Annotated in this window: 25 protein-coding genes and 1 pseudogene; 8 read left to right on the forward strand and 18 right to left on the reverse strand. The window is 40.3% G+C overall.

The annotated features are described in order from the left end of the window. Positions 1 to 30 precede the first annotated feature (30 nt). The 9 genes from J8L73_RS13580 to J8L73_RS13620 all read right to left on the reverse strand — a co-directional run bounded on the left by J8L73_RS13580 (position 31) and on the right by J8L73_RS13620 (position 7213). A complete protein-coding gene (locus J8L73_RS13580; RefSeq protein WP_211017871.1) occupies positions 31 to 516 on the reverse strand; it encodes a chemotaxis protein CheW in 486 nt (161 codons plus the stop codon). Then, entirely contained in the window at positions 516 to 2606 is a 2091-nt protein-coding gene (locus tag J8L73_RS13585) for a chemotaxis protein CheA (protein WP_211017873.1), read from the reverse strand. The genes J8L73_RS13580 and J8L73_RS13585 overlap by 1 nt, the downstream gene beginning before the upstream one ends. Positions 2607 to 2620: 14 nt before the next feature. Further along, entirely contained in the window at positions 2621 to 2983 is a 363-nt protein-coding gene (locus J8L73_RS13590; protein ID WP_211001340.1) for a response regulator, read from the reverse strand. 8 nt (positions 2984 to 2991) lie between these two features. Further along, positions 2992 to 3264 (reverse strand): STAS domain-containing protein, encoded by a 273-nt coding sequence (locus J8L73_RS13595; RefSeq protein ID WP_211001341.1) that lies wholly within the window; start codon positions 3262 to 3264, stop codon positions 2992 to 2994. A gap of 154 nt (positions 3265 to 3418) precedes the next feature. Beyond that, a complete protein-coding gene (locus J8L73_RS13600; protein ID WP_211001342.1) occupies positions 3419 to 4036 on the reverse strand; it encodes an SCO family protein in 618 nt (205 codons plus the stop codon). Beyond that, a complete protein-coding gene (cyoE, locus tag J8L73_RS13605) occupies positions 4033 to 4962 on the reverse strand; it encodes a heme o synthase (protein ID WP_211001343.1) in 930 nt (309 codons plus the stop codon). The genes J8L73_RS13600 and cyoE overlap by 4 nt, the downstream gene beginning before the upstream one ends. 12 nt (positions 4963 to 4974) lie before the next feature. After that, positions 4975 to 5964 (reverse strand): COX15/CtaA family protein, encoded by a 990-nt coding sequence (locus J8L73_RS13610; RefSeq protein WP_211001344.1) that lies wholly within the window; start codon positions 5962 to 5964, stop codon positions 4975 to 4977. 30 nt (positions 5965 to 5994) lie between these two features. Next, positions 5995 to 6489 (reverse strand): transmembrane cytochrome oxidase associated protein, encoded by a 495-nt coding sequence (locus J8L73_RS13615; RefSeq protein WP_211001345.1) that lies wholly within the window; start codon positions 6487 to 6489, stop codon positions 5995 to 5997. After that, a complete protein-coding gene (locus J8L73_RS13620; RefSeq protein ID WP_211017875.1) occupies positions 6479 to 7213 on the reverse strand; it encodes an SURF1 family protein in 735 nt (244 codons plus the stop codon). The genes J8L73_RS13615 and J8L73_RS13620 overlap by 11 nt, the downstream gene beginning before the upstream one ends. Before the next feature lie 13 nt (positions 7214 to 7226). On the opposite strand from J8L73_RS13620, the gene J8L73_RS13625 reads away from it, so the two are divergent. Then, positions 7227 to 7535, forward strand: a complete 309-nt coding sequence (locus tag J8L73_RS13625) for a DUF2909 family protein (protein WP_211001347.1) — start codon at positions 7227 to 7229, stop codon at positions 7533 to 7535. Here the strand turns inward: J8L73_RS13625 and J8L73_RS13630 are convergent. The 5 genes from J8L73_RS13630 to lexA all read right to left on the reverse strand — a co-directional run bounded on the left by J8L73_RS13630 (position 7438) and on the right by lexA (position 12712). Further along, entirely contained in the window at positions 7438 to 8316 is an 879-nt protein-coding gene (locus J8L73_RS13630; RefSeq protein WP_211017877.1) for a cytochrome c oxidase subunit 3, read from the reverse strand. The genes J8L73_RS13625 and J8L73_RS13630 overlap by 98 nt on opposite strands. A gap of 35 nt (positions 8317 to 8351) precedes the next feature. Continuing rightward, a complete protein-coding gene (locus tag J8L73_RS13635) occupies positions 8352 to 8882 on the reverse strand; it encodes a cytochrome c oxidase assembly protein (RefSeq protein WP_211017886.1) in 531 nt (176 codons plus the stop codon). Next, entirely contained in the window at positions 8882 to 10474 is a 1593-nt protein-coding gene (gene ctaD, locus J8L73_RS13640; RefSeq protein WP_211017889.1) for a cytochrome c oxidase subunit I, read from the reverse strand. Before ctaD ends, J8L73_RS13635 begins: the two co-directional genes overlap by 1 nt. After that, a complete protein-coding gene (gene coxB, locus J8L73_RS13645) occupies positions 10474 to 11616 on the reverse strand; it encodes a cytochrome c oxidase subunit II (protein ID WP_211017891.1) in 1143 nt (380 codons plus the stop codon). The genes ctaD and coxB overlap by 1 nt, the downstream gene beginning before the upstream one ends. A 478-nt stretch (positions 11617 to 12094) precedes the next feature. Further along, positions 12095 to 12712: a transcriptional repressor LexA gene (lexA, locus tag J8L73_RS13650; protein ID WP_058547954.1), complete on the reverse strand. Its 618-nt coding sequence runs from the start codon at positions 12710 to 12712 to the stop codon at positions 12095 to 12097. Positions 12713 to 12889: 177 nt separating this feature from the next. Here lexA and J8L73_RS13655 point away from each other — a divergent pair, with 177 nt between their 5' ends. Next, entirely contained in the window at positions 12890 to 13330 is a 441-nt protein-coding gene (locus J8L73_RS13655; RefSeq protein ID WP_211001351.1) for a PaaI family thioesterase, read from the forward strand. A 10-nt stretch (positions 13331 to 13340) separates the two neighbouring features. Here J8L73_RS13655 and J8L73_RS13660 read toward each other — a convergent pair whose 3' ends face one another. Beyond that, positions 13341 to 13721, reverse strand: coding sequence for a hypothetical protein (locus J8L73_RS13660; RefSeq protein ID WP_058547956.1), 381 nt, complete (start codon positions 13719 to 13721; stop codon positions 13341 to 13343). 231 nt (positions 13722 to 13952) lie between these two features. Between J8L73_RS13660 and J8L73_RS13665 the strand changes: the two genes are divergently transcribed. From J8L73_RS13665 to J8L73_RS13685, 5 genes are all read left to right on the forward strand, one after another. Continuing rightward, on the forward strand, positions 13953 to 14204 hold the full coding sequence (locus tag J8L73_RS13665) for a Rho termination factor N-terminal domain-containing protein (RefSeq protein WP_211017893.1): 252 nt from the start codon (positions 13953 to 13955) through the stop codon (positions 14202 to 14204). A 130-nt stretch (positions 14205 to 14334) separates the two neighbouring features. Further along, the gene (locus tag J8L73_RS13670) at positions 14335 to 15036 is read left to right on the forward strand and encodes a hypothetical protein (protein WP_211017895.1); all 702 of its coding nucleotides are present in this window, start codon (positions 14335 to 14337) and stop codon (positions 15034 to 15036) included. Between the two features lie 56 nt (positions 15037 to 15092). Next, positions 15093 to 15752, forward strand: coding sequence for an endonuclease (locus tag J8L73_RS13675; protein WP_211001354.1), 660 nt, complete (start codon positions 15093 to 15095; stop codon positions 15750 to 15752). Positions 15753 to 15859: 107 nt separating this feature from the next. After that, positions 15860 to 17479, forward strand: a complete 1620-nt coding sequence (locus J8L73_RS13680) for a S41 family peptidase (RefSeq protein ID WP_211017897.1) — start codon at positions 15860 to 15862, stop codon at positions 17477 to 17479. Continuing rightward, complete coding sequence (locus tag J8L73_RS13685; RefSeq protein WP_211017899.1) at positions 17479 to 17847, forward strand: hypothetical protein; 369 nt, start codon at positions 17479 to 17481, stop codon at positions 17845 to 17847. Before J8L73_RS13680 ends, J8L73_RS13685 begins: the two co-directional genes overlap by 1 nt. 60 nt (positions 17848 to 17907) lie before the next feature. On the opposite strand, the gene hmpA is transcribed toward J8L73_RS13685, so the two are convergent. Together hmpA and J8L73_RS13695 are read right to left on the reverse strand one after the other, a co-directional pair. Further along, positions 17908 to 19089: an NO-inducible flavohemoprotein gene (gene hmpA, locus J8L73_RS13690; RefSeq protein ID WP_211017901.1), complete on the reverse strand. Its 1182-nt coding sequence runs from the start codon at positions 19087 to 19089 to the stop codon at positions 17908 to 17910. Positions 19090 to 19109: 20 nt separating this feature from the next. Then, positions 19110 to 20003, reverse strand: a pseudogene (locus J8L73_RS13695) (NnrS family protein); the annotation flags it as partial. Between the two features lie 254 nt (positions 20004 to 20257). Here J8L73_RS13695 and norR point away from each other — a divergent pair. Then, entirely contained in the window at positions 20258 to 21814 is a 1557-nt protein-coding gene (gene norR, locus J8L73_RS13700) for a nitric oxide reductase transcriptional regulator NorR (protein ID WP_211017903.1), read from the forward strand. Here norR and J8L73_RS13705 read toward each other — a convergent pair. After that, positions 21807 to 22706 carry a LysR family transcriptional regulator gene (locus J8L73_RS13705; protein ID WP_211017905.1) on the reverse strand — a complete coding sequence of 300 codons (900 nt, stop codon included), beginning with the start codon at positions 22704 to 22706 and terminating at the stop codon, positions 21807 to 21809. The genes norR and J8L73_RS13705 overlap by 8 nt on opposite strands. Positions 22707 to 22714 lie beyond the last annotated feature (8 nt).

Here is a 22714-nt window from a genome sequence, read left to right on the forward strand (position 1 = left end):
TTTTGTATTACTATATTTAGATTTAACTAACTAAATATTCATTGTTTTTTGCAAATCGATTAATGCGACCATTTTCTCACCCACGTTAACCAAACCAGCTACGTACTCACAGCTATTCGACTCAGATAAACTAGGCACTGCTTTAGCGTCTTGCTCTGCAATACTGTAAACATCAGACACCGCATCAACCGCAATTCCCATAATTTTACTGCCTTGTTCAAACCCAACCTTTACTACAATAACAACCGTTAATGAGCCATATTCGACGCTTGGAAGGCCAAAACGTAAGCGTAAATCTATAATGGGTACTATTGTGCCGCGTAAATTAATTACGCCTTTTACAAAATCAGGAGAGTTTGGTAGCTCGGTTATTTCTTCCCAGCTACGAATTTCTTGTACTGTTAAAATATCAACGCCATATTCTTCATCAGCCATAATAAAGGTCAAAAACTGCTTAACTCCCTGCTCTTGTTGCAGGCTTAGTGCATTATTTATCTCGCTTTGCTCAGCGTTCATTAAGCCTCCACCGCTATATGCTGATCTATAATAAGATCTTGGCTACCTGGCTTTTTAAGACCAGAAAGCTTTATTAAACCGCTTATATCTACAATTAGTGACACGCGCCCATCCCCTAAAATAGTGGCGCCAGATACACCATCAACCTTGTGGTAATTTGCCTCTAAGCTTTTAATAACAACTTGTTGCTGAGAGAGTAAATCGTCTACAAGTAAGCCCACTTTTTGATTATCTGTTTCAACAACAACAAGGAGAGTTTTATCTAAAGATTCAATGGCATTTTGATGATTAAAAATATCGTATAATCTTAAAATTGGAATGTATTCGTCGCGCAGCCTTAGTACATCAAGGTTTTTACCTACTCGGCTTACTTTTGTAATATCAATTTGCAGTGATTCAACAATAGAAATGAGTGGAATAATGTAAGTATGCTTAGCTACTTTAACGAGCTGCCCATCTAATATAGCGAGTGTAAGGGGTAAACGTATCGTAAATGTAGAGCCAACGCCTGGCGCTGAGGTAACCTCAACAGAGCCATTTAAAGACTGTATATTTCGTTTAACAACATCCATCCCTACACCACGACCAGATAAGTCGCTTACCTCGTCCATCGTTGAAAAACCAGGCATAAAAATCAGTTCGTTTACTTCCTCATCACTTAAAATGCTATCGGCCGTAATCAGCTCATTAGCAATTGCTTTTTCTCTAATTTTTTTAGTATTAAGCCCTTGGCCATCATCCATAATTTCAATAACGATGTTTCCGCCTTGATGAAACGCATTTAAAGTAACAGTACCTACAGGATCTTTTCCCGCTGCAACTCTTTGCTCAACCGTTTCAAGGCCATGGTCTAGTGAATTTCTAACCAAGTGAACCATAGGATCTGATATTTTTTCCATGACCGTTTTATCAAGTTCCGTTTGTTCACCTAAAAGCTTAAGCTCGACCTGCTTATTGAGCTTTTGTGCAATATCGCGAACCAAGCGAGGAAAACGACTAAAAACAAAGTTAATCGGTAGCATGCGAATTCGCATAACGTTTTCTTGTAAGTCGCGAGTGTTATGTGCAAGTTGTGCAAGCCCTTCTTGAAGTGAGGTAATTGTAGCGGGTGTTATTTCTTGCTCACTTAGCTGATTAAGCATGGCTTGGGTAATAACCAATTCACCAACCATATTTATTAGCGAATCAACCTTATCAATTCCGACTCTTATTGAGGTGGACTCAGGCGTGGTCGCAGGCTTTTTATCATTACTTTGAGCTTTAGGCTTTACTGGAGCGGGGGTAGGTTGAGTCGTGCTCGACTCTTCATTTTTGGAAGTACATTCCTCACTCACAGCGCTTTGATTAACAGTATTGCTTTGAAGGTCGTCGGTAAATAGGCCGCCACACAGCTCAATGCTTATATCTGCGTCATCTTCTACCCACTCAAATACCTCATTTATTGCTTTTTCATCTTTAGCTGTATTTAAAAAAAAGCGCCAATGCAAAAAACATTCATCACTGCTCAGCTCTGTTATATCGGGTACTTCGTCATAAAATACATGTGTTTCTAATTCGCCTAACTCAGCCAGCTCGCTGATCATAAATAATGGCTCATTACCGGTTTTAAAAAGATGCTGGTGTGGCTTAAAATCTATTTGGTAAGTATTACTGCCGGTATCTTTAGCATCGGCTAGTTGCACAGATGCTTCTGCATCATTATTTATTTCAAGCACTTGCTCAAACTGTAAACGTAATGCATTGGCTTCATTTAAATCGGGCTCTTGCTCACTTTGAAGTGCAGCAAGTAACCCTCGTAAACAATCAACTGCTTTAAGAAGTAAATTAACATGCTCGGTACTTAGCTCACGTTCCCCTTGGCGTATTTGATCAAGCAGTGTTTCAAGCACGTGGGTGAAGTCGGCAACGGAGGTAAAACCAAATGTACCACTGCCGCCTTTTATTGAATGGGCGGCTCTAAAAATTGTGTTTATAGTTTCTAAGTCTTCCTCACCAGGTACCAAATTTAAAAGCTCAGCCTCCATGGTATCTAGGCCTTCAAAACTCTCTTCAAAGAAAACTTCAAAAAATTGACTTAAATCTATGCTCACACTGCGCTCCTTTACTAGCGAATAACCTTTTTAATCACCGCTAACAACTGTTCAGGATTAAAAGGCTTTACAATCCAACCCGTAGCACCTGCGGCTTTACCTTCTATTTTTTTATCAAGGCCCGATTCGGTCGTAAGCATAAGTAATGGTGTAAATTTATAATTAGGTAAAGTACGAAGCTCTCTTATTAATGTAATACCGTCCATAATAGGCATATTTACATCGGATATTACCGCATCAAAATCTTGCTGCTTTGCAATTGCTAAAGCTTCGCTGCCATCTTTAGCTTCGGTTACATCAAACCCCGCTGTTTTTAGAGTAAAACTCACCATTTGACGCATTGATGCAGAATCATCAACTGCTAAAATTCTTTTCATATATACCTCTAACCTTTACTTTCGAGTATTAAATAATGACTTAAACCGAGTTGATTAACGGTGTGTGTTAACGCTTCGCTGCTACCAACCCAAATTATTTTATGATGGATGGTTTGCAGGTGTTTTTGTAAGGAACATAAAAGTTGAATTGAAGCCGTGTCAGCCGCTCTAACATCACTAACATCAATGCAAATATCATCATTGCTATTGAGTTCTTGGAGTAAATCTTGATGTAGAGTCTCAACCTGCGTGATGGCAAGTTCACTGGGTAGCTTTAGCATTTTTTGGGGACTTTCCCTGTCAATTCAATTCATAATAAAAGCTTAGACCTAGTTATTGAAATTGCCATCAAAGGGTAAAAAAAAATTATAAAAGCATTAAAAATACAAAAAAAGGAGCATAAAGCTCCTTTAAAATTCATTAAAAGTTAAAAAACTAGTTTTTATAGTAGTCAGCTATTTTTATAAACTCTTCGGTTAACTGTGAGGCATTAATTAACGGTACGCTGTCTTGTTTAAATTCAGGTTTGAAAATAGCTCTTACAGCACCATTTTGATCAACCAGTGCCACAGATGCGCTATGATCAACTGCATATTCTGATTCGTTAGAATCACTTATAGCGTAAATTAAACCAAGCTCCCTTACTACTGGGAATAGGTCTTTATGTGGGCCTGAAACAGCCAAAAAATCAGGATTAAAATAATCTATATAAGCTTTTCGTTTTTGTACTGTATCTCGCTTAGGGTCGACCGACATAAACCAAATTTGTAGCGGGTAGTCGCTGTGTAAGTTTTTATAAGCGCTATTTAGCTTAGCCAGGGTCAATGGGCAAATATCGGGGCAACTTGTATAACCTAAAAATACTAAATTCCATTGCCCTAAAAACTGCGCTTTAGTGACCGTTTCCCCATTTTGATTATTGAGCTTAAAGTCAGACAGTGGTTTTGCGGTTTCGTAAACTAATGCATCTACATCAGGGGGGCTATTTTTATCTGAACAGGCTGATAAAAACAGCATAAAAACAATACTAAAACAAAGCTTTAATCGCATCATAAAGGGAGCCATTTATCTATAAATAATACAACAAAGAGTACCATTAAATGAATGATTGAAAAACGAAATAAGTCCATTGCAGTTTTATCGTTTCCGGCAATTTTTAACTTAACGGCTTTGTATATAAAGACTGCATTTAATACACAGGCTCCAATTAAATATATTAACCCCGACATACCAATTAAGTATGGCAATACACATACAACGGCCAGTAAAACAGAATAGGCAACCACACATGTTTTGCAAAAATCTATTCCGTGAGTAACAGGTAACATGGGTATTTTAGCTCGTTCGTAATCACTTTTACGCGCTATAGCAAGCGCCCAGAAGTGCGGTGGTGTCCAGGTAAAAATAATCATTACTAGTAACCATGGAGCGGCTGCCATTTGGCCTGTTTCAGATACCCAGCCAAGTAACGGAGGCATAGCGCCCGCTAGGCCACCAATCACTATATTTTGCGGAGTGGCGCGTTTTAAAAATGAGGTATACACAAAGGCATAACCAACCAAGGCAAATAAGGTTAGTATTGCGGTCAGTGTATTTGCCCATACCATCAACATAACAAAACCTGCTACGCCAATAGCAGCTGCAAAACCAAGTGCGTGGGTTTTACTCAAACGCCCTTTAGCTACAGGACGGTGACGCGTACGCGCCATTTTTGAATCAATTTCGCTATCAACAACGTGATTGATCACCGCAGCCGCCGCAGATAGTAAACCAATACCTAATAAACTCGTAAATTGTACAGCTATGCCTCTACCTACATCTGGAGCCAGTGCTAAGCCAACCCAAGCTGTTAATACGAGCATAGCCACAACCTTAAATTTGCTAATGGCTAAGTAATCTTGAAGCAAATTATAAGTACGATTAATTAAAGGTTGCGAGCGCTCGCCCTGTAGTGCTTTTTTATCAATTGTAAGTGCCATAACAATTCCCCTTTATGTGCGTGACTTCAGGTAGTAACACAACCTAACCATTGTTAATAATAGTATGGCAGCCATTAAATTGTGCGCCAGTGCGACCCCTAACGGAAAGTGCCAATGCACCACAGCAAGCCCTAAACTTATCTGACAAAGTAAGGCAACAAGTACGCTAGCCACACAATTTTTTATTTTGTGCGAGTAAGCGTGGCTGTATATTCGCCACATTATGAGAGCCAAAACAACACACGTTACAAGCGCCCAAATACGATGCAATAAATGTATAGACATACGCGCTTGTTGCGACAACACACCAAACTCGTAATTACTGTGCTCAAGGGGTAACTGAAATACACTACTGAGCGAAAATGGTTGAGCGTAGCTACACAAAGGTAAACCATTACAATGCGGTGCCGCATAATTTGCAGCAAGCCAACCACCCAGCGCAATTTGAATTACCAGTACTACCAATGCCACTATGCTTAAACTAAAGTAACGCTTTGCGCTGCTATCGCCACCCATTATAGGGTTGGCTGTTAAGCGTAAATACAAAAGTGTAATTAGCGATAAAATACTAAAGCCACCTAATAAATGGCCCATCACAATAAGCGGCTGTAAGTTCATGGTTACAGTCCACATACCAAGTGCGGCCTGAAATACTACAAGTAAAAGTAAAGCCAGAGGCAACTTAACGGGTGTAGTTGGATATTGGCGCTTTAAAAAGGCCAATATAAACAAACCTAAAATAAGTAAACCTAAGGCACCTGCAAAATAACGATGGATCATTTCTTTCCACGCTTTTGCGGTTTCAAACATCATGTCGGGGTAGCTTTGCGTAGCGAGTGCTATATCGGCTTCATGTTTTGGGACGGTTAAAAAACCATAACAGCCGGGCCAGTCTGGGCAACCAAGGCCTGCATCACTTAGTCGGGTGTAGGCACCCAATGCCACTACAACTAAAGCAAGTAGGCCTGTTATTAATACATAGTTTTTATAATTTTTATACATTAAATACTCCAACTTAAGTAAGCTTAGCAATTAGCTCGAACGAGAATAATTAAGTAATTTTTTTAGATCTTTTAATAAACCTTTTTGTACTAAACGGTTTTCTTGTGGCTGCGTTTTAAAAGGATATTCAAGAACCACAAGCCCCATATGATCGATTAAATACAAGCTGGCTGGCTTTAAATTTTGTTGGCCGCTTATCATTTTCCAAGGCAGTTTTTTATCATTAACGGTCCCCATCACCGCCATATCGACCTTGCCTTGGTTTTTACCCAATGCCACATATAAATTATCTAGCGCACTTAATTGTTCATTACATGCACTGGTGCACTCTGCGGAGTAATTAAGCGCAATCGTCCACTGTTTGGGGTTGTTTTTTTGCCAATTAGTAAGCTTTACTTCTTGTTTTAAAAACTCACCATGATTTGTTATTGCCGTTGGTAACCAGTCAAATTTAAGCGCCCCATACGCTAAAGCTAATGGTATGGCGCAGCAGATTACAAATAATAAAAGTGGTTTATTTTTCATTGTGTGTCCTTTTTTTACTAGCAAAAACAGCCACGAATACACAGGCAATGGCGATTAAAAACCACTGTACTGCGTAGGCATGATGTTTTTGCGGGCTCATAACAACAGCTTTATAATGAGGAGTAGCTAATTCATCCCCTTCACCTTGCCTATAAGCCATGTAGTTAACGAGTTTTTGCTGACTGGTTTGGCTTAGCTTATTAAGGTCAATATTTTGAATTCTAATATTGGAGGGAACAGCTTCGCGTTCGAGCGTAAAGCCACTGAGGTTGTTCTCTTTTATTTGTGCAATTAATGTAAAGCGCTTAGTAGGAAGCTTTATTTTTGGTAATTCACTTCGAGATAGCGGGGCCTTAACCCAGCCAAGGTTTACCAAAATAGTGTGGGAGTCATCTGCTGGTTTGAACAATACTAATAAGTCGTATCCGACTTGTCCATTGTAAACTTGATTATCCAACAGCCAATATTGATCTTGAATAAATACCCCCGTTAATTCAACCAACACCCCTGTTTTATTCCAGTTAGAGGGTAAATTAGTAAGTTGCTGCCAACTCATAACACCTTGGGTTTGCAATTTTTCAATAGCCGTTAACTGTTGCTGTTTTTGCTCAGCTCTTTGTAGCTGCCAAAATCCTAAGCGCACACAAACAAGTACCACAACCGCTACCATACAAAGTGTGATTATTGAGCTAAGCTCTTGTTTGTGCCATAAAATTAACTGCATAAGGTTCAACCCAGTGATTATTAAAATTATTATCGTACTGTTGTTATTATTTATACTTTTTAACTTGTTTAGAGCTTTATTTATTATGGTATCGGGTAAAACAGATGGACGGCCTATGTCTCACTTTTTAGGCCGCCGAGTGATGTTTTCTGTTGTTGTATTAATTATGGTAATTGCCGCACTTAAATTTGACTTTATTAAAGCTAATAATTCACCAATAAATGCTACAGCACATATACAAATACAAATAAACACAGCCATACCACATCTACAAAATGCCAGTACCAAGCAGCAGCTTGAAATGCAAAATGCTTATCTTTAGTAAAGTGCCCTTTTAATATTCGTAAAAATATAACCAGTAACAGTACAGTGCCAAGGGTTACATGCATGCCATGAAAACCAGTCAATAAAAAGAACGTATTACCGTAAACACCGGCATCAAGCGTTAAATTTAAATCGTTATAGGCGTGTATATACTCCTCAACTTGCAGAGCCAAAAAGCAAACACCTAATAAAATAGTTGCCCCTAAAAATACTTTAAGTGGCGTACGTTTATTGTTTTCCATTGCTACGTGGGCAAAATGTAAAGTAACCGATGAAGCGAGTAATATAAGCGTATTAATAAGCGGTAGGCCTTGCCAACCCATAGCTTGAGTTGTATCCCCTGCTGGCGTTGTCACTAGCGGCCAAACCGCTTCAAAAGTGGGCCACAAAACCTCGTTAGTCATCGCATTATTGCCTGCACCTCCAAGCCAAGGTACTGATAATATTCGTGCATAAAATAACGCGCCAAAAAAGGCCATAAAAAACATTACTTCAGAAAAAATAAACCAGCTCATACCTTGTCTGAACGAACGATCCATTTGCGCTGAATATAAGCCTTGATCGGACTCAGTAATTACATTTTTGAACCAGCTATAAAGCATGTATAAAAGCGCGGCAATACCAACATATAGCAAGTAAACGCCGCTCCCACCTTCTTCTTTTGAGGCACTCATAACCGTTAATGCAGCACCTACCGCAATAAAAAATAAAGCAATAGCGCCCACTATTGGCCAAGGGCTTTGCTCTGGTACGTAGTAATTTTCATATTCTTGATTCATGTTACTTGCTCCTAGTTTTGCACTAGACATGCAGGCTAGTTATTGCTCGCTACTAGCTGCTCACTAATATCAAATACGGTGTACGATAAAGTTAGCTCTTCTATATCGCTTGGTAATGCGGTATCGACATAAAAAAGTAGTTTAAACTCAAGTTCTTCCCCTGCTTTTAGTGGTTGCTGATCAAAGCAAAAACAGGCAATTTTATGTAAATACTTAGCCGCTTTACCGGGAGAAACCGAGGGCACAGCTTGCATTACTTTATCGAGGTTACTGTTATTTTTAGCGCTAAACATTACCTCACGCATAGCGCCGGGTTTAACAGCAACACTGTATTCTTTTGACTTAACAACAAATGGCGCGCCACTTTGCGCATGGGTTGTAAAACTCACCGCTACCTCGCGGTTTTGAGTTACTTGTGTACTTAGCTTTGCTTTCTCAAGCGATGGCTTACCATTTAGCCCTGTTACATCGCAAAATACGTCGTATAAGGGCACTAAGGCAAAAGCAAAAGCAAACATACCTATGCAAATAAGCACTAAGCGTTTAAGTAGCGGCGCGTGAGTCATTACTTAATTTCCGGTGGTGTAGAAAAGGTATGATACGGCGCTGGCGATTCAACTTCCCACTCTAAACCTTCGGCACCATCCCAAACTTTTGCAGGCACTTTATCGCCACCTCGGGCGCACTTAATTACCACGGCCACAAATAAAAGCTGCGATAAACCAAATGCAAACCCACCAATACTTATAATGGCGTTAAAATCGGCAAACTGCAGCGCATAATCGGGAATACGCCTAGGCATACCGGCAAGTCCTACAAAGTGCATAGGAAAAAATAGTACGTTTACACTGACAAGTGATAGCCAAAAATGCCATTTGGCCAAAGTAATATTAAACATATTACCGGTCCATTTAGGCAGCCAGTAATAAGCACCCGCCATTATCGAAAAGATGGCCCCGGTTACTAATACATAGTGAAAATGCGCCACCACAAAGTACGTATCGTGATACTGAAAATCAGCAGGTGTAATGGCTAACATCAGCCCAGAAAAGCCCCCTAAGGTAAACAGCACAATAAAGGCAATACTAAATAGCATGGGGACTTCAAAGCTAATTGAGCCTTTCCACATAGTGGCTACCCAGTTAAATACTTTTACTCCCGTTGGCACCGATATAAGCATCGTTGCGTACATAAAAAATAGCTCGCCAGCCACCGGCATACCTGTGGTAAACATGTGGTGAGCCCACACAATAAAACTAAGTAGTGCAATGGATGAGGTGGCGTACACCATGGACGCATAACCAAATAGTTTTTTACGTGAAAAGGTAGGTACTATGGTCGATATAATGCCAAAAGCTGGCAAAATCATGATGTATACTTCAGGGTGACCAAAAAACCAAAATATGTGCTGAAACATAACCGGGTCGCCACCGCCGGCCGCATCAAAAAAGCTAGTAGCAAAGTATTTATCAGTGAGCACCATGGTCACAGCTCCCGCAAGTACAGGCATAACAGCAATTAACAAAAATGCAGTTATTAGCCATGTCCACACGAATAACGGAAGCTTCATCCATGTCATACCCGGGGCACGTAAATTAACTATGGTCACAATTACATTGATTGCCCCCATAATTGAGCTGATACCCATAATATGAACGGCAAATACAAACAACGCAGTATTATCGTTACTGTAAGTAGTTGAAAGTGGGGCGTAAAAAGTCCAGCCGAATGCAGGGCCACCGCCAGGCATAAATAAAGAAGCCAGCAGGATTAAAAATGCGAAGGGTAATATCCAAAAGCTCCAGTTATTCATTCTTGGTAATGCCATATCTGGCGCGCCAATCATTAATGGCACCATCCAGTTAGCAAGGCCAGTAAAGGCTGGCATAACGGCACCAAATACCATAATCAAGCCATGTACAGTGGTCATTTGATTAAAAAAATGAGGCTCAACTAGCTGTAACCCAGGTTGAAATAATTCAGCCCTAATGACCATGGCCATAGCGCCGCCAATTAAAAACATCGTCAGCGAAAAAATTAAATATAAACTGCCAATGTCTTTATGATTGGTTGTGTAAAGCCAGCGCTTAAAGCCTTTTGCAGGATGGTGACCGTGGTGAGCTTCATTGGCATTAGATTTTTCTACTATGCTACTCATTAGTTCGCCTCCCCATCAGCATCAAGTGCTGCCTGAATTTCACTAGGTTGAATTACATCACCCGTATCGTTACCCCACGCATTGCGTTTGTAGGTAATTACTGCCGCAAGTTGCTTTATTGATAACTGTTTATCAAAAGCTTGCATTGCAGTACCAGGGCGACCATGGATCAAAACATCTATGTGATCTTTTATATCACCCAGCACAATGGGGCTGCCTTTAAGTGCAGGAAATACGCCTGGTAAGCCCATGCCCGTTGGCTGATGACACGCGGCGCAACCTGCCATATACACTTGCTCGCCTAAAGTCATTAACTCTTCTTTTGGTAGCGTTTTATCAAGCAGTGCTGCATCGGCTAATGCCGCTTTTTGCTTTGCTTGTTTTGCATCGGCAAGCCAAGCGTTAAAATCTTTCTGCGATTTAGCCTCAACCACCACTGGCATAAAACCATGATCTTTACCGCACAGCTCAGCGCACTGTCCTCGGTAAATACCTTCTTCGTTAATGTTGGTCCATGTTTCGTTTATAAAGCCGGGGTTGGCGTCTTTTTTAACGGCAAAATCAGGTACCCACCAAGAGTGAATAACGTCATCTGAGGTCATTAAAAAACGTACTTTTTGATTAATTGGCAGCACTAATGGCTTATCAACTTCAAGCAAGTAATTTGGGTTTTTATCTGCAAGGTTGGCTATTTCATCTTGAGGGGTAGATAAAATAGAATAAAACGCGACGTCCTCCCCCATATATTCGTAATGCCACTTCCACTGCGAACCCGTAATTTTAATGGTTAAATCAGCTTTGCTGGCATCTTCCATTGCAATAAGTGTTTTAGTGGCAGGGATTGCCATGGCAATTAAGATAACAAATGGAATGGCAGTCCAAAGTATTTCTACTTTAGTGCTTTCATGAAATTGGGCAGGTACCGCCCCTTTAGATTTACGATGATGAATAAGTGCCCAAAACATAATGGCGAACACTATCACCCCAATCACACAACATATTAAAAATATGGTCATGTGTAGCTGATATACATTATTGCTTATATCGGTTACGCCTTTGCGCATATTGTATTGGCTATTTGCCATTACATGCTGCGAAAAAACAATCAATACAAGCCACACGGTAGAGGTCAGTTTACCCATGTGACGGCTCCTTTGATGCTATTGCGAGTGCAAAGCGAAGAGGCATACGGCTTAAACGCCTATTCGTTATTTTTATTATTTAACCAATCTTATTTGTGTAATTAATTGGTAGAGCTGCACCAACAAAGGGTATGTATTGTGTGTGTGCTCAAAACTAAAAGTTGTGAGTTATTGTTGGTTCAGCACATTAATGATTAGCTAAAAAACATACAACAAGCAAGCTTTAGTATAAAAAACAACCTACTCATATTTTGAATTTACCTTAATTAGACCAACATAAATACAATTTAATAATCAAAAAACGAGTAAAAATAGGGGGTGTATCACATGAAAGAAGAGTTAACTGCGAGTGCAAAAAAGTTTACAGCTTAAATACCTATATAGCTGTTTTAGTATTGCTAAAAGGTGGGTTTTTAAAACAAAAATGCACACTAAAAAGTGCGCATTTATAAATTTACTATCTAATATAGGCTAGAAATTACATCCAATCGGCGTTTCTAATTACGCCTACTGCTAAGCCTTCAATATTAAAAGACTCATTTTCAAGGTCTACTTCTATTGGCGTAAACTCTTCGTTTTCGGCGTGTAACAATACTTTACGGCCTGCTTTTTCTAGGCGTTTTACGGTTACATCTTCATCTACTCGTGCAACCACAACCTGTCCATTTTCAGCTGTTTGAGTGCGATGTACAGCCAGTAAATCGCCATCCATAATACCAATATCTTTCATACTCATGCCATTTACACGAAGTAAAAAATCGGCGGCAGGTTTAAACATTAAAGGATCTATTTTGCAATGGCTCTCAACATGTTCTTGCGCCAAAATAGGTGAGCCTGCAGCAACACGCCCTATAAGAGGTAAGCCTAATTGCTCTGGCTCTTCTTCTTCAATTAATTGAATGCCACGGCTTGCGCCTGGCTTCATCTTAATTACACCTTTTTTGGCAAGCGCTTTTAAGTGCTCTTCTGCTGCATTAGCACTTTTAAAACCTAATGTTTGCGCTATTTCGGCACGTGTAGGAGGCATACCAGTGTCTTTAATAAAAACTTTAATGAGTTCTAGTATTTGAGCTTGGCGTTTCGTTAATGGTCGCATACAACTGGTTTTCCATACAGTACATTTAACTGTGAGTATATACAGTTAAATAAAAATCGCAAATTTAAATTCTGCTTTGAAATAGCTAAACTAAAAGCATATGTGTACATTTTAGGTATTTATAAAATTCACATTTATAAAGTGCAATAAACTTGGTCTTAATTCAAAGGAGTAATTATGAGTATTTGGCACCAACCCATCACTTTAGAGCTTTGCAAACAGTTAGAGGAAGGCATTAACGGCCAAGGCACATTAATGAAAACCATGGGTATTGAAGTCACAGAAATTGGTGACGATTACCTAGTTGCTACTATGCCAGCAATTCCTGAGCATCATAATCCTATGGGGATGGTTCACGGTGGTGCAAATGTAGTACTTGCTGAAACAGTAGCAAGCTATGCTGCTAATTTTGTTGTCGATTTTACAAAGTTTTATTGTGTAGGGCAGGAAATTAGCGCGAGCCATTTAAAAGCATCTCGCAATGGTACTTTAACTGCAACCGCTAGGGCTTTTCATATAGGTAAACGTAGTTCTGTGTGGGAAATAAAAATAACAAATAGCCGCAATGAGCTGTGCTGCGTATCAAAAATGACCGCAGCAGTTGTAGAGCGCAGATAATTACTTATTATTATTTTTCTATAGGATAAATAGTAATTTCCATACCTGCACCAATCGCAGATATACGTAGCAGTGTGTCTGCATGTAAGGCTTGGTTAAAGCATTTAGGCGACGTGCCCGATTCAAAGCCAATATCAAACGTTCTTCGCGAGCAGCTGAGCCATTGTTTAAGCGCATTACGTGAACACGACTCAATAAGCTCGCACAAATGGTTAATCGCTTTATCTGGTGTTGATATTTCACCTGAGGCTTCAATACGCGCAAGTTGACGATATTCGTCTTTATCATAATGCAAAACCGTCGCGTTTTTCTTTAAGTCTGCCACTAAGGCGCTAATATCATGCTTAGACTCAAGCTCTAGATCTACATTTAAAAATTGAATTTCCGACATTGTCTGCTTTTTACCCTCTTATAGTTTCATCGCAAACTTTAACGCAGTTTTACTTTTATACCAAATTAACAAAGCAGTAATCCTTGCTTTATCTTCATAAATACACTTTTAAACGCTTTTGGTACCTAACTTGCTCGTTTTAACTAAGCAGGCTTAATCGCTTAGTTTTACAATTAAACAATGAAATTAATACACACACTGTGTAAATAACGATTTTTAAGGAGCATTAAAATGGTAGATCATGGTCCACAAATTAAAAATGACGATCAGTACGATGCACTTCGCGATGAAGGCATGAGTAAACAAAAAGCAGCACGTATTGCCAATAGTAATACCCACAAAACAGCTATTAAAGGCGGCAAAGCCTCTCAGTATGAGCAACGCACAAAAAAGCAGTTATACGATAAAGCAAAAGAAGTGGGTATTAGCGGGCGCTCTAAAATGAGTAAACAAGAATTAATAAATGCACTGCGTGAAAGCTAAAATTAACTAAAATCTATTGATGCCATTAAAGCCTCATATTTATAAACTTATGAAAAACTGCGACAAAATGCCGCAGCAAAAGCATGGGAAGCTATAATAAACTAACGCTAAAAATAATAAGAAGATAAATATGAGCAAAAAAATATTTAAGCGTGCACGCAAATTACATAAGTGGCTAGGCTATTTACTTGCCTTACAAATTTTAGCTTGGCTTTTAGGTGGCTTAGTTATGAGCGCTATTCCACTTGACTATGTGCACGGCAAGCACCTTGCTAAGCGCACACTGACAAACCCATTTACACAAGCAGACTACCCCGCATCACTCGATGATATTACTTCACAAGTGGCTAACCCCACTCAAATAACATTTGAAAACTTTTTAACTACCCCACTTATTACTGTTATCAATAATATCGAACAGCAAAGCTTTAATGGTTTAACGGGTCGCCCTTTTGAACCACCCACTAAAATACAAATTACCGCTAATGCGCAAGCCCATTTACTCATCGACGCTAAACCAGTAAGTACCACACTTTTAAAACAAGGGACTCGAGAGGTCGGATACAAAACAAATGTGTGGCAAGTACAATTTAACGACACCTTTAATACCACGCTGTATTTAAATGCAATTAACGGCAAAGTGATTACTGTTCGCAGCACTCTATGGCGTATATTCGACTTTTTTTGGATGCTGCACATAATGGATTACGACGAGCGAGAAGATTTTAACAACCCTTTACTAATCAGCTTTGCAGCCACCAGCGTGCTATTTTGTTTATGCGGCATGTTGCTACTTTTGCAAAATTTAAGGCTTAAAAGGATTTTTAAATAGGTTTATATTTTAATTTCAAGGCTTTAAACTAGCGCCTCCTGTAGTTCACGTATGTGATGGATATGCTTAAATTTATTTTAGCCTTTGTGGCTTGTTGTATTTGTTTTTCGGCATCGAGTGAAGAATTCACCCGTTTTTCAACGGCTAAAAGGCACTTAATTAAAACCCTGCCTAATAACGCCAAAAGCCTCTACTGCGGCTGCGACATTAAAAAACAAGGTAAAAAACTAGTGCCAGATCCAACGGGTTGTGGTTATGTGCCTCGTAATACATTTACCCGCTCAGGCAAAGTAAACCAGCGCGCTTTACGTATTGAATGGGAGCACATAGTGCCCGCATGGGAATTTGGCCACCAGCTACAATGCTGGCAAAATGGTGGGCGTAAAAACTGCCGTAAGGTCAGTGCTAAATTTAGGAAAATGGAAGCCGACATACACAACTTAGCCCCCGCTATTGGCGAAATTAACGCAGATCGCTCTAACTATCGCTTTGGTATGCTTAGCGAAAACGCCACACAATATGGCCGCTGCGAAGTAAAAGTTAACTTTAAACAACGCGTAGTCGAGCCACCATTTTATGCCCGTAAACGCATTGCCGACACCTACGCTTATATGCAAAAAACATACGGGCTAAAAATATCTGATAAACAACAAAAGCTATTTGATGCGTGGCAAAGGCAAGCATTTGCTAATAAAAGTAGTGCAAGCAAGCTCTAAAAAGCCTGGTTTGTATACTCATTTACATAAATCAGGGCCAAATACGTTGAATATATAGGCGGGTGTTGTAGTATTTTAAACAACTCATTTACAAAAAGTAATTTTGTATGTTTAAAAATAATAAAGCATCACTGGCTATTATTGCTGCACTTTCAGGCCTTACACTTGCTGGTTGTGGCGGCGGTAGCAGCATGAATGAAACGCCAGACCCAGTAGTCACGCCTCCAGCAAGCTCAGCCCCAACCTGGACAGCTGGTGTATTTGCGCCATCTGATGATTTAAAAAACTTTTGCGAAACACCCCGCACAGGTAACGACCCGTTTAATAATAATGAGCCTTACCCAGACCAAGCAGGCTCAGCACTTTACGAGAAGCTTTGGCTTCGCTCGTGGAGTGACGAAACCTACCTTTGGTATGATGAAATTGCCGATAACGACCCTGAAAACTTTGCTACAGTGGCCGAATACTTCGCACAACTAAAAACCGAAGAACTGACTGACTCTGGTGCTAAAAAAGATAACTTTCATTTTTCAGAGCCTTCAGAGGACTACTTTCAAGAAGCGCAATCAGGTGTTACCTCAGGCTACGGCATAAATTGGGCATTTATAGGCGACTCAGCCGATAGAGTTTTACGTGTTGCCTACCTAGAAGATGACTCACCAGCAAGCCTAATTGGCTTTCAACGAGGCGATACTGTACTTGAAGTTGATGGCGTAAGTATTAATACCAATACACAAGCTGGCGTAGATACCCTAAACGAAGGTTTATTTAGCCCAACTAATGGTGACTCGCACACCATCGTTGTGCGTAGTAACGATGGCGCCGAAAAAACCTTTAACGTAACCGCTGGCAACATAGAGCAAACGCCTGTTCAAAACGTTAAAACCTTAACCACAGCGAATGGCACAAGCGTAGGTTACATGCAGTTTAATAGCCATATAGGTATTGCCCAAGAAGGCCTAATTGCTGCCGTTAACAAATTTAAAACCGATAACGTAGACGAGTTAGTAATAGACTTTAGATACAATGGTGGCGGCTTATTAGCGCTTTCTTCGCAGCTTGCCTTCATGGTAGCTGGCAGTGCAAATGTGCAAAATCGTATTTATTACCAAACCCAGCAAAACGATAAACAACCCGTTGAATCACCTTTTCCGTTTATAGATGAAGAAATTGATTACTCAACCTTTTTTAGCACTGGCGAAAGCCTGCCCGATTTAAACCTATCTAAGGTGTATGTGCTTAGTACATCGGGCACTTGTTCGGCATCAGAAGCTTTTATCAATGGCTTAAAAGGTATAGACGCAGAGGTTGTACTCATTGGCGATACCACCTGTGGCAAGCCATACGGCTTTACCCCAACTCATAACTGCGCAACCACTTATTACACTATTCAATTTAGTGGCGTGAACAGTAAAGGATTTGGCGAATATGCAGCAGGCTTTACGCCTACGCCTTCGCCGCAATTTGATGCTGATGTGAAAGGTTGTGTAGTGAGTGACGACTTTGACAGTCCACTAGGCGGCCCAAACGAAGGGATACTCTCTACTGCACTTTACCATATTGATAATAACGGCACGTGCCCTGTTAGCACGGCCTCTGCGAGTAATAAAACGCAAGTACAAAGCGCTGCTGGCGATAGCAAGCAACTATTACCTTTAAATGCACCTGATAACTTTAACCGTGGCAATATGGATTTAACATGGCCTACGTTAAATAAGGATAAGTAATGACAAAGCTAGTGGCAGTATTAATATTATTATTTATTGGAGGCTGTAACAGTATGAATAATGCCACTGCAAAGCCTGCGCTACTTATTGAGGTAACCCCTGGCGTTATAGCTACGCTGCAACAAGCGATTATAAAAGCTAAAGGTGGCAAGCTAGTTACGCTGGCCGACACTGTTTTTACTAAACGCAGCGAGCTGTTACTAAACCATGGTACAAGTAAAGATTCAAATGGCATGCCCATAATGGGCGCGCATAATATAAAGTCTGAAAAATTTGTTTTACAAATAATCGGCAAGCAGTGCGTGCTTTATTATCCTAAAAAAGATATGTCTATTGAGCTTAAAAACGTAAGTTGTAAAGCGCAATAAAATACTATTAAAAAGGCACACAGCATTAATACTGTGTACCTTTATCATTTTTTACCTGATTTATAAGTCTTGGTGCGGACCAAACACTTCGTAATGAATATGCTCGTTTTTAACGCCTAGTGCCAGTAACTGGCTTTTCACAAACACCATAAACCCAGCGGGGCCGCATAAGTAAAAATCACCATTTTTAAGAGGTAACTGTGTTTTTATGGCCGTTAAATCCATTAGCCCAGTAAAATCAGCCCCATCACTGCTTTGATTAAACCACGTTATAGTTTGCAAGCTGTTATAAGCCGTACTTAATTCATTTAAATAGTGTGCAAACGAGTGCTGCTGGGTATTTTCGCACGCATGTAAATACATAATATTTTGCTTAGGATTATCGCTTAATAACGTTTCGAGCATCGCAAGCATTGGCGTTTGCCCAACACCTGCTGAAATAAGTACCGCTGGGTTTTTACTATTTCGTAAAAAGAAATCTCCTGCAGGCGGGTATAGTTCAACTATGTCACCTGGAGCTAGTGAGTGTAAATAATTAGACACCATGCCAGACTTTGGCTGTAGCTCTTTTTTAACACTAATACGGTAGTTTTTACCGTTACTTTTTTGCGAAATAGAATACTGGCGAATTTCTTCATATTCAGCGCTCTCTGGCTTAACTTTAATACCTAAATATTGGCCAGGTTTATGGGTAATAACGGCCTCGCCATCAACCGGCGTAAGTGTAAAGCTTGTAACCAATTCTGATTCAGTTTGCTTGCTGGTTATTTCAAATTGGCGAGTACCCGCCCAGCCACCGAGTGTGTTTTTGCTGTGCTCATATAAAGCCGCTTCTTCGGTAATACAAATATCAGCAAGCAGTGCGTAAGCTTCACGCCATGCGTATTCTACATCTGGCGTAAACTGCTCTGGTATTAGCTCTTTTAAGGTGCCAATTAAATGAGCACCAACAATGGGGTAGTGCTCTGGTAAAATATTTAAACTGGTGTGTTTATGATTAATGCGCGCTAATGCCTCTTTTAACACCGCTAAGTTATCAATATTTTGGGCGTATGCCGCTAAGGCGTTAAACAAAGCAAATTGCTGGCGGCCGGTGTCTTGATTCGCCATATTAAAAATATTTTTAAGCTCTGGGTTATGGCTAAACAAACGCTTATAAAAATGATCGGTAACAACCGTGCCGGCCTTGGCTAATAACGGAACGGTGCTTTTAACAATCTCGATGGTTTTATCAGATAACATAATGTATTCCTGTAGGTAAACTAACCACGACGCCCATCAACACGACGCCGCGTCAATATAGGTGTGCAGTAAATTAAAAATAACAAAAAAGCCACTAACCACAGCAAAGCACTTATCTGCCAAGCAAAGTGTGGCCCAATAATTAAGGGGAGTATTGAGCGAGTAATAGCTGCCACCAGCACAAGTGCAAAAGCAATAGATATATAATTAGGAGTATTAAGCGTACGCCCTGTATGACCAAGCGATACACGGGTCATCATGGCTAAAATCATCATCCCTATTGTGCCAATAGTGATAAGGTGGAGCGCATCTTTGAAGGGTATTACGCTTGTGTAAAAGCTAAATGCAATCATCATCAAGCCAACACCTAAAGCAAGATAAGAAAAATGCAAAGACCATAATAAAGGCACTTTTAGCACTTTTGCGTCCCACCAAAACCCAGATCGAATTAAGTGAAGCGCAGCCACTATTGCAACAATGAATGCAGGGCTAATTGAGCTTAAAAATAACTTGCTGATAAAAAATAAAGTAAATGCCAATATTGATAAATACAGTAGCGCTTTATCAATTTTAGGAGTACGTGTTTGCTCGCTAAGCAATAAACCTTTAGCAGTAAAAAAGGGAAGCACCCGCCCTGCAACAATGCCTACCAGTAAGCTAATAACGAGTACAGAGGTGTCAACCACAGCCAAAGCAAGCTGCATGTTGTTATTTAAAACAAATAATAAATAAAGTGTATTGAGGGCGCACAACACACTTAAAATAGCTAAAAACTGATAGTTATTTTTACTGCGTGCTTTTAATAGCATATTAGCCAGCGCAGTAATTGCACCTAGCCACCATGCTAGCTGTAGCACAGTGACAAGCCATAAATTAGCGTTAGCAAAATTTGGCATCTCTATAAAAAACGCTAAACCCTAATACGGCATTAGCAGTAAATAAAAGCGATTCAAAAAATGAGCCTAACTCAACATTGTTGCTTACATTATTTATTGTAAGTGTGTTCATAACTACCTCAGTAACCATTGATGTTACTTAGCTATTACACATACTGTGCCAACAAAACAAAGCATTACTATTCAGTAAGTTAAATATAATCGCTTTACAAAATGAGTCTTTATGACCTACCCTATTTTAAATCATAAAAACACGTATAGGTCATTTTGACATGAACCAGCAATTCAACCTTACCCAAGTAGCTTTAGAGCTTGCCCAAAGCACTCTGCACGAGCATAGCTTTGATCAATTACTGGCAACGGTTGAGCGTGTAATACCTAGCGATGCCAGTGCATTACTTGTCGTGCAGGGCGAGCAACTTAAGCCCTTAGCCATTAAAGGCCTGATGCCCGACAGCCTTGGCAGGCGTTTTAAAATAGCAGAGCACCCTCGCCTTAAGGCTATTTGCAGTGCAAGCCACGCATTACAATTTGCACACGACTGCCCACTGCCCGACCCATACGACGGCCTACTGCTGGCTAAAACGGGCGATATTCCTGTGCATGCCTGTTTAGGCTTACCCCTTTATAATAAAAATGCACTACTTGGCGTACTCACGTTTGATAGCCTTAATGCAAATGCCTTTAGCAATATCAGCGCAAATACACTTAGCACTTTACAAACGCTGTGTAGTGCACATTTTAAAACGGCCCTAGAGCTTGCCCATTACAAACACCATGCGCAGCATTCAAGTGCACTTGTGCAAGAGTTAACGCGTGATGCGCTTACTCGCGATGGCGGTGAAATAATTGGCCAAAGCCCAGTAATGCAAACGCTTAAAAATGAAATAAAACTGGTTGCTGCCTCTGACTTTAGTGTATTAGTGTTAGGGGAAACGGGCGTAGGAAAAGAGTTAGTAGCGCGTAATATTCACTTAAATTCTGCCCGCAAAGATCAGCCCCTTATTCACTTAAATTGTGCCTCACTTCCCGAGAACCTTGCTGAGAGTGAATTTTTTGGCCATGCCAAAGGCGCTTTTACTGGCGCACAAAATGCCCGCCAAGGTAAGTTTCAACTAGCTGATGGCGGCACATTATTTTTAGATGAAATTGGCGAGCTGCCATTAGCAATGCAAAGTAAATTATTACGGGTGTTACAAAGTGGTGAAATTCAAACCGTTGGTGAAGATATACCAAAATACGTAGATGTTCGAGTAGTGGCTGCCACTAATCGTGATTTAAAACGTGAGGTAGCGCAAGGTCGCTTTAGAGCCGATTTATATCACCGGCTAAGTGTTTACCCTATTACCGTGCCGCCACTTAATAAACGTGAGCACGATATAACCTTACTTGCTGGTTATTTTATTGAGCAAACAGCCCGTAAATTAGGTATTAAGCAATTAAAGCTAAGCACTGAAGCGCAAGCATTGCTTAACCAATACAGTTGGCCTGGTAATGTACGCGAGCTTGAACATGTTATTAGCCGCAGCGCACTAAAGGCTAAGCAAAGCCAATGGCAAAACCCTATAGTTACGATTACAAGCGAGCACTGTGATTTAATCCCACAGCTAAGTAATACAGTACAAGTTAACACGCAAAACACCATTCACACTGCCTGTAATCAGCCATTAAAGCAGGCCGTTGAATCTTTACAATTTACAGTTATAACCGAGCAACTAAAACAGCATAATTATAACTGGGCAGCAACGGCAAGAGTGCTAGAACTCGACAGAGCCAACCTTGTACGCCTTGCTAAACGTTTAGGTATTAAGGTTAAAAAAACTATTTAAGGGTTTGGGGTTTATTAAAGTGCGTTTTTAATAATCCCGCAAAAGCTTGGACTTTCGCGGTGCGATGCACTAATTGATGTGTTACTAGCCACACATCTGTTTGCCAACTGAGCTCACTTTGTAAAATAGGCACTAAATCAGCATATTGAGCGGCTACCCCATGTTGTAAACCGCCAACGCCTAAGCCTTTAATTATGGCTCTTGCTGCTTCGGAGGTTTCTGATACCCGTAACTTTATTTGCTGCGCCGGAATATACTTATCGGCCCACTCAAAATAAGGGACTTGTGCATTAAAGCCTGCCACACCAGATACAAAGTTATGATGCTGTAAATCACTTAATGTTTTAGGCATACCATACTTGTTTATGTAGCGTTTGTTGGCGTACAAGCCAGATTTAAGCTTAGTTAAATGCTGAGCAATATAATCCCCTTCGTCTGGCCTTGGCCCTGCACGTACTGCAATATGTGCTTGCCCATGATCCAGCCTCAACCGCTTTTGTTCTAAAATTACTTCAAGCTGCACCTGAGGGTGCAAAGCCTGAAACTCCTCACAGACATCGCCTAGTACATCCATAAACCCACTGACTGTGGTAAGTAATAAACTTCCGCGTAACGTACTGTCGGCAGCAGCAATATCGTTATGTAATTGCTCAAGTGATGAATCTATAATTTCAGCTGTTGCGAATAGTTTAGCGCCTATTTCAGTTACTTTATAACCCCGTGCATGGCGATGAAATAAACGCGTATCTAAGTTTTTTTCAAGGCTATTAATACGTCTCAGTACTGTACTGTGGTGCACATTTAAAACCTCTGCGGCAGCCGTTAGCGTACCCAGCCTTGCCACTTCAAACGCTACTTTTACATCTTGCCAATCGTCAAATTTAATTGCCACACTACCCG

Origin of the sequence: Pseudoalteromonas sp. MMG006 (assembly GCF_018101025.1) — a bacterium.
Taxonomy (GTDB): domain Bacteria; phylum Pseudomonadota; class Gammaproteobacteria; order Enterobacterales; family Alteromonadaceae; genus Pseudoalteromonas.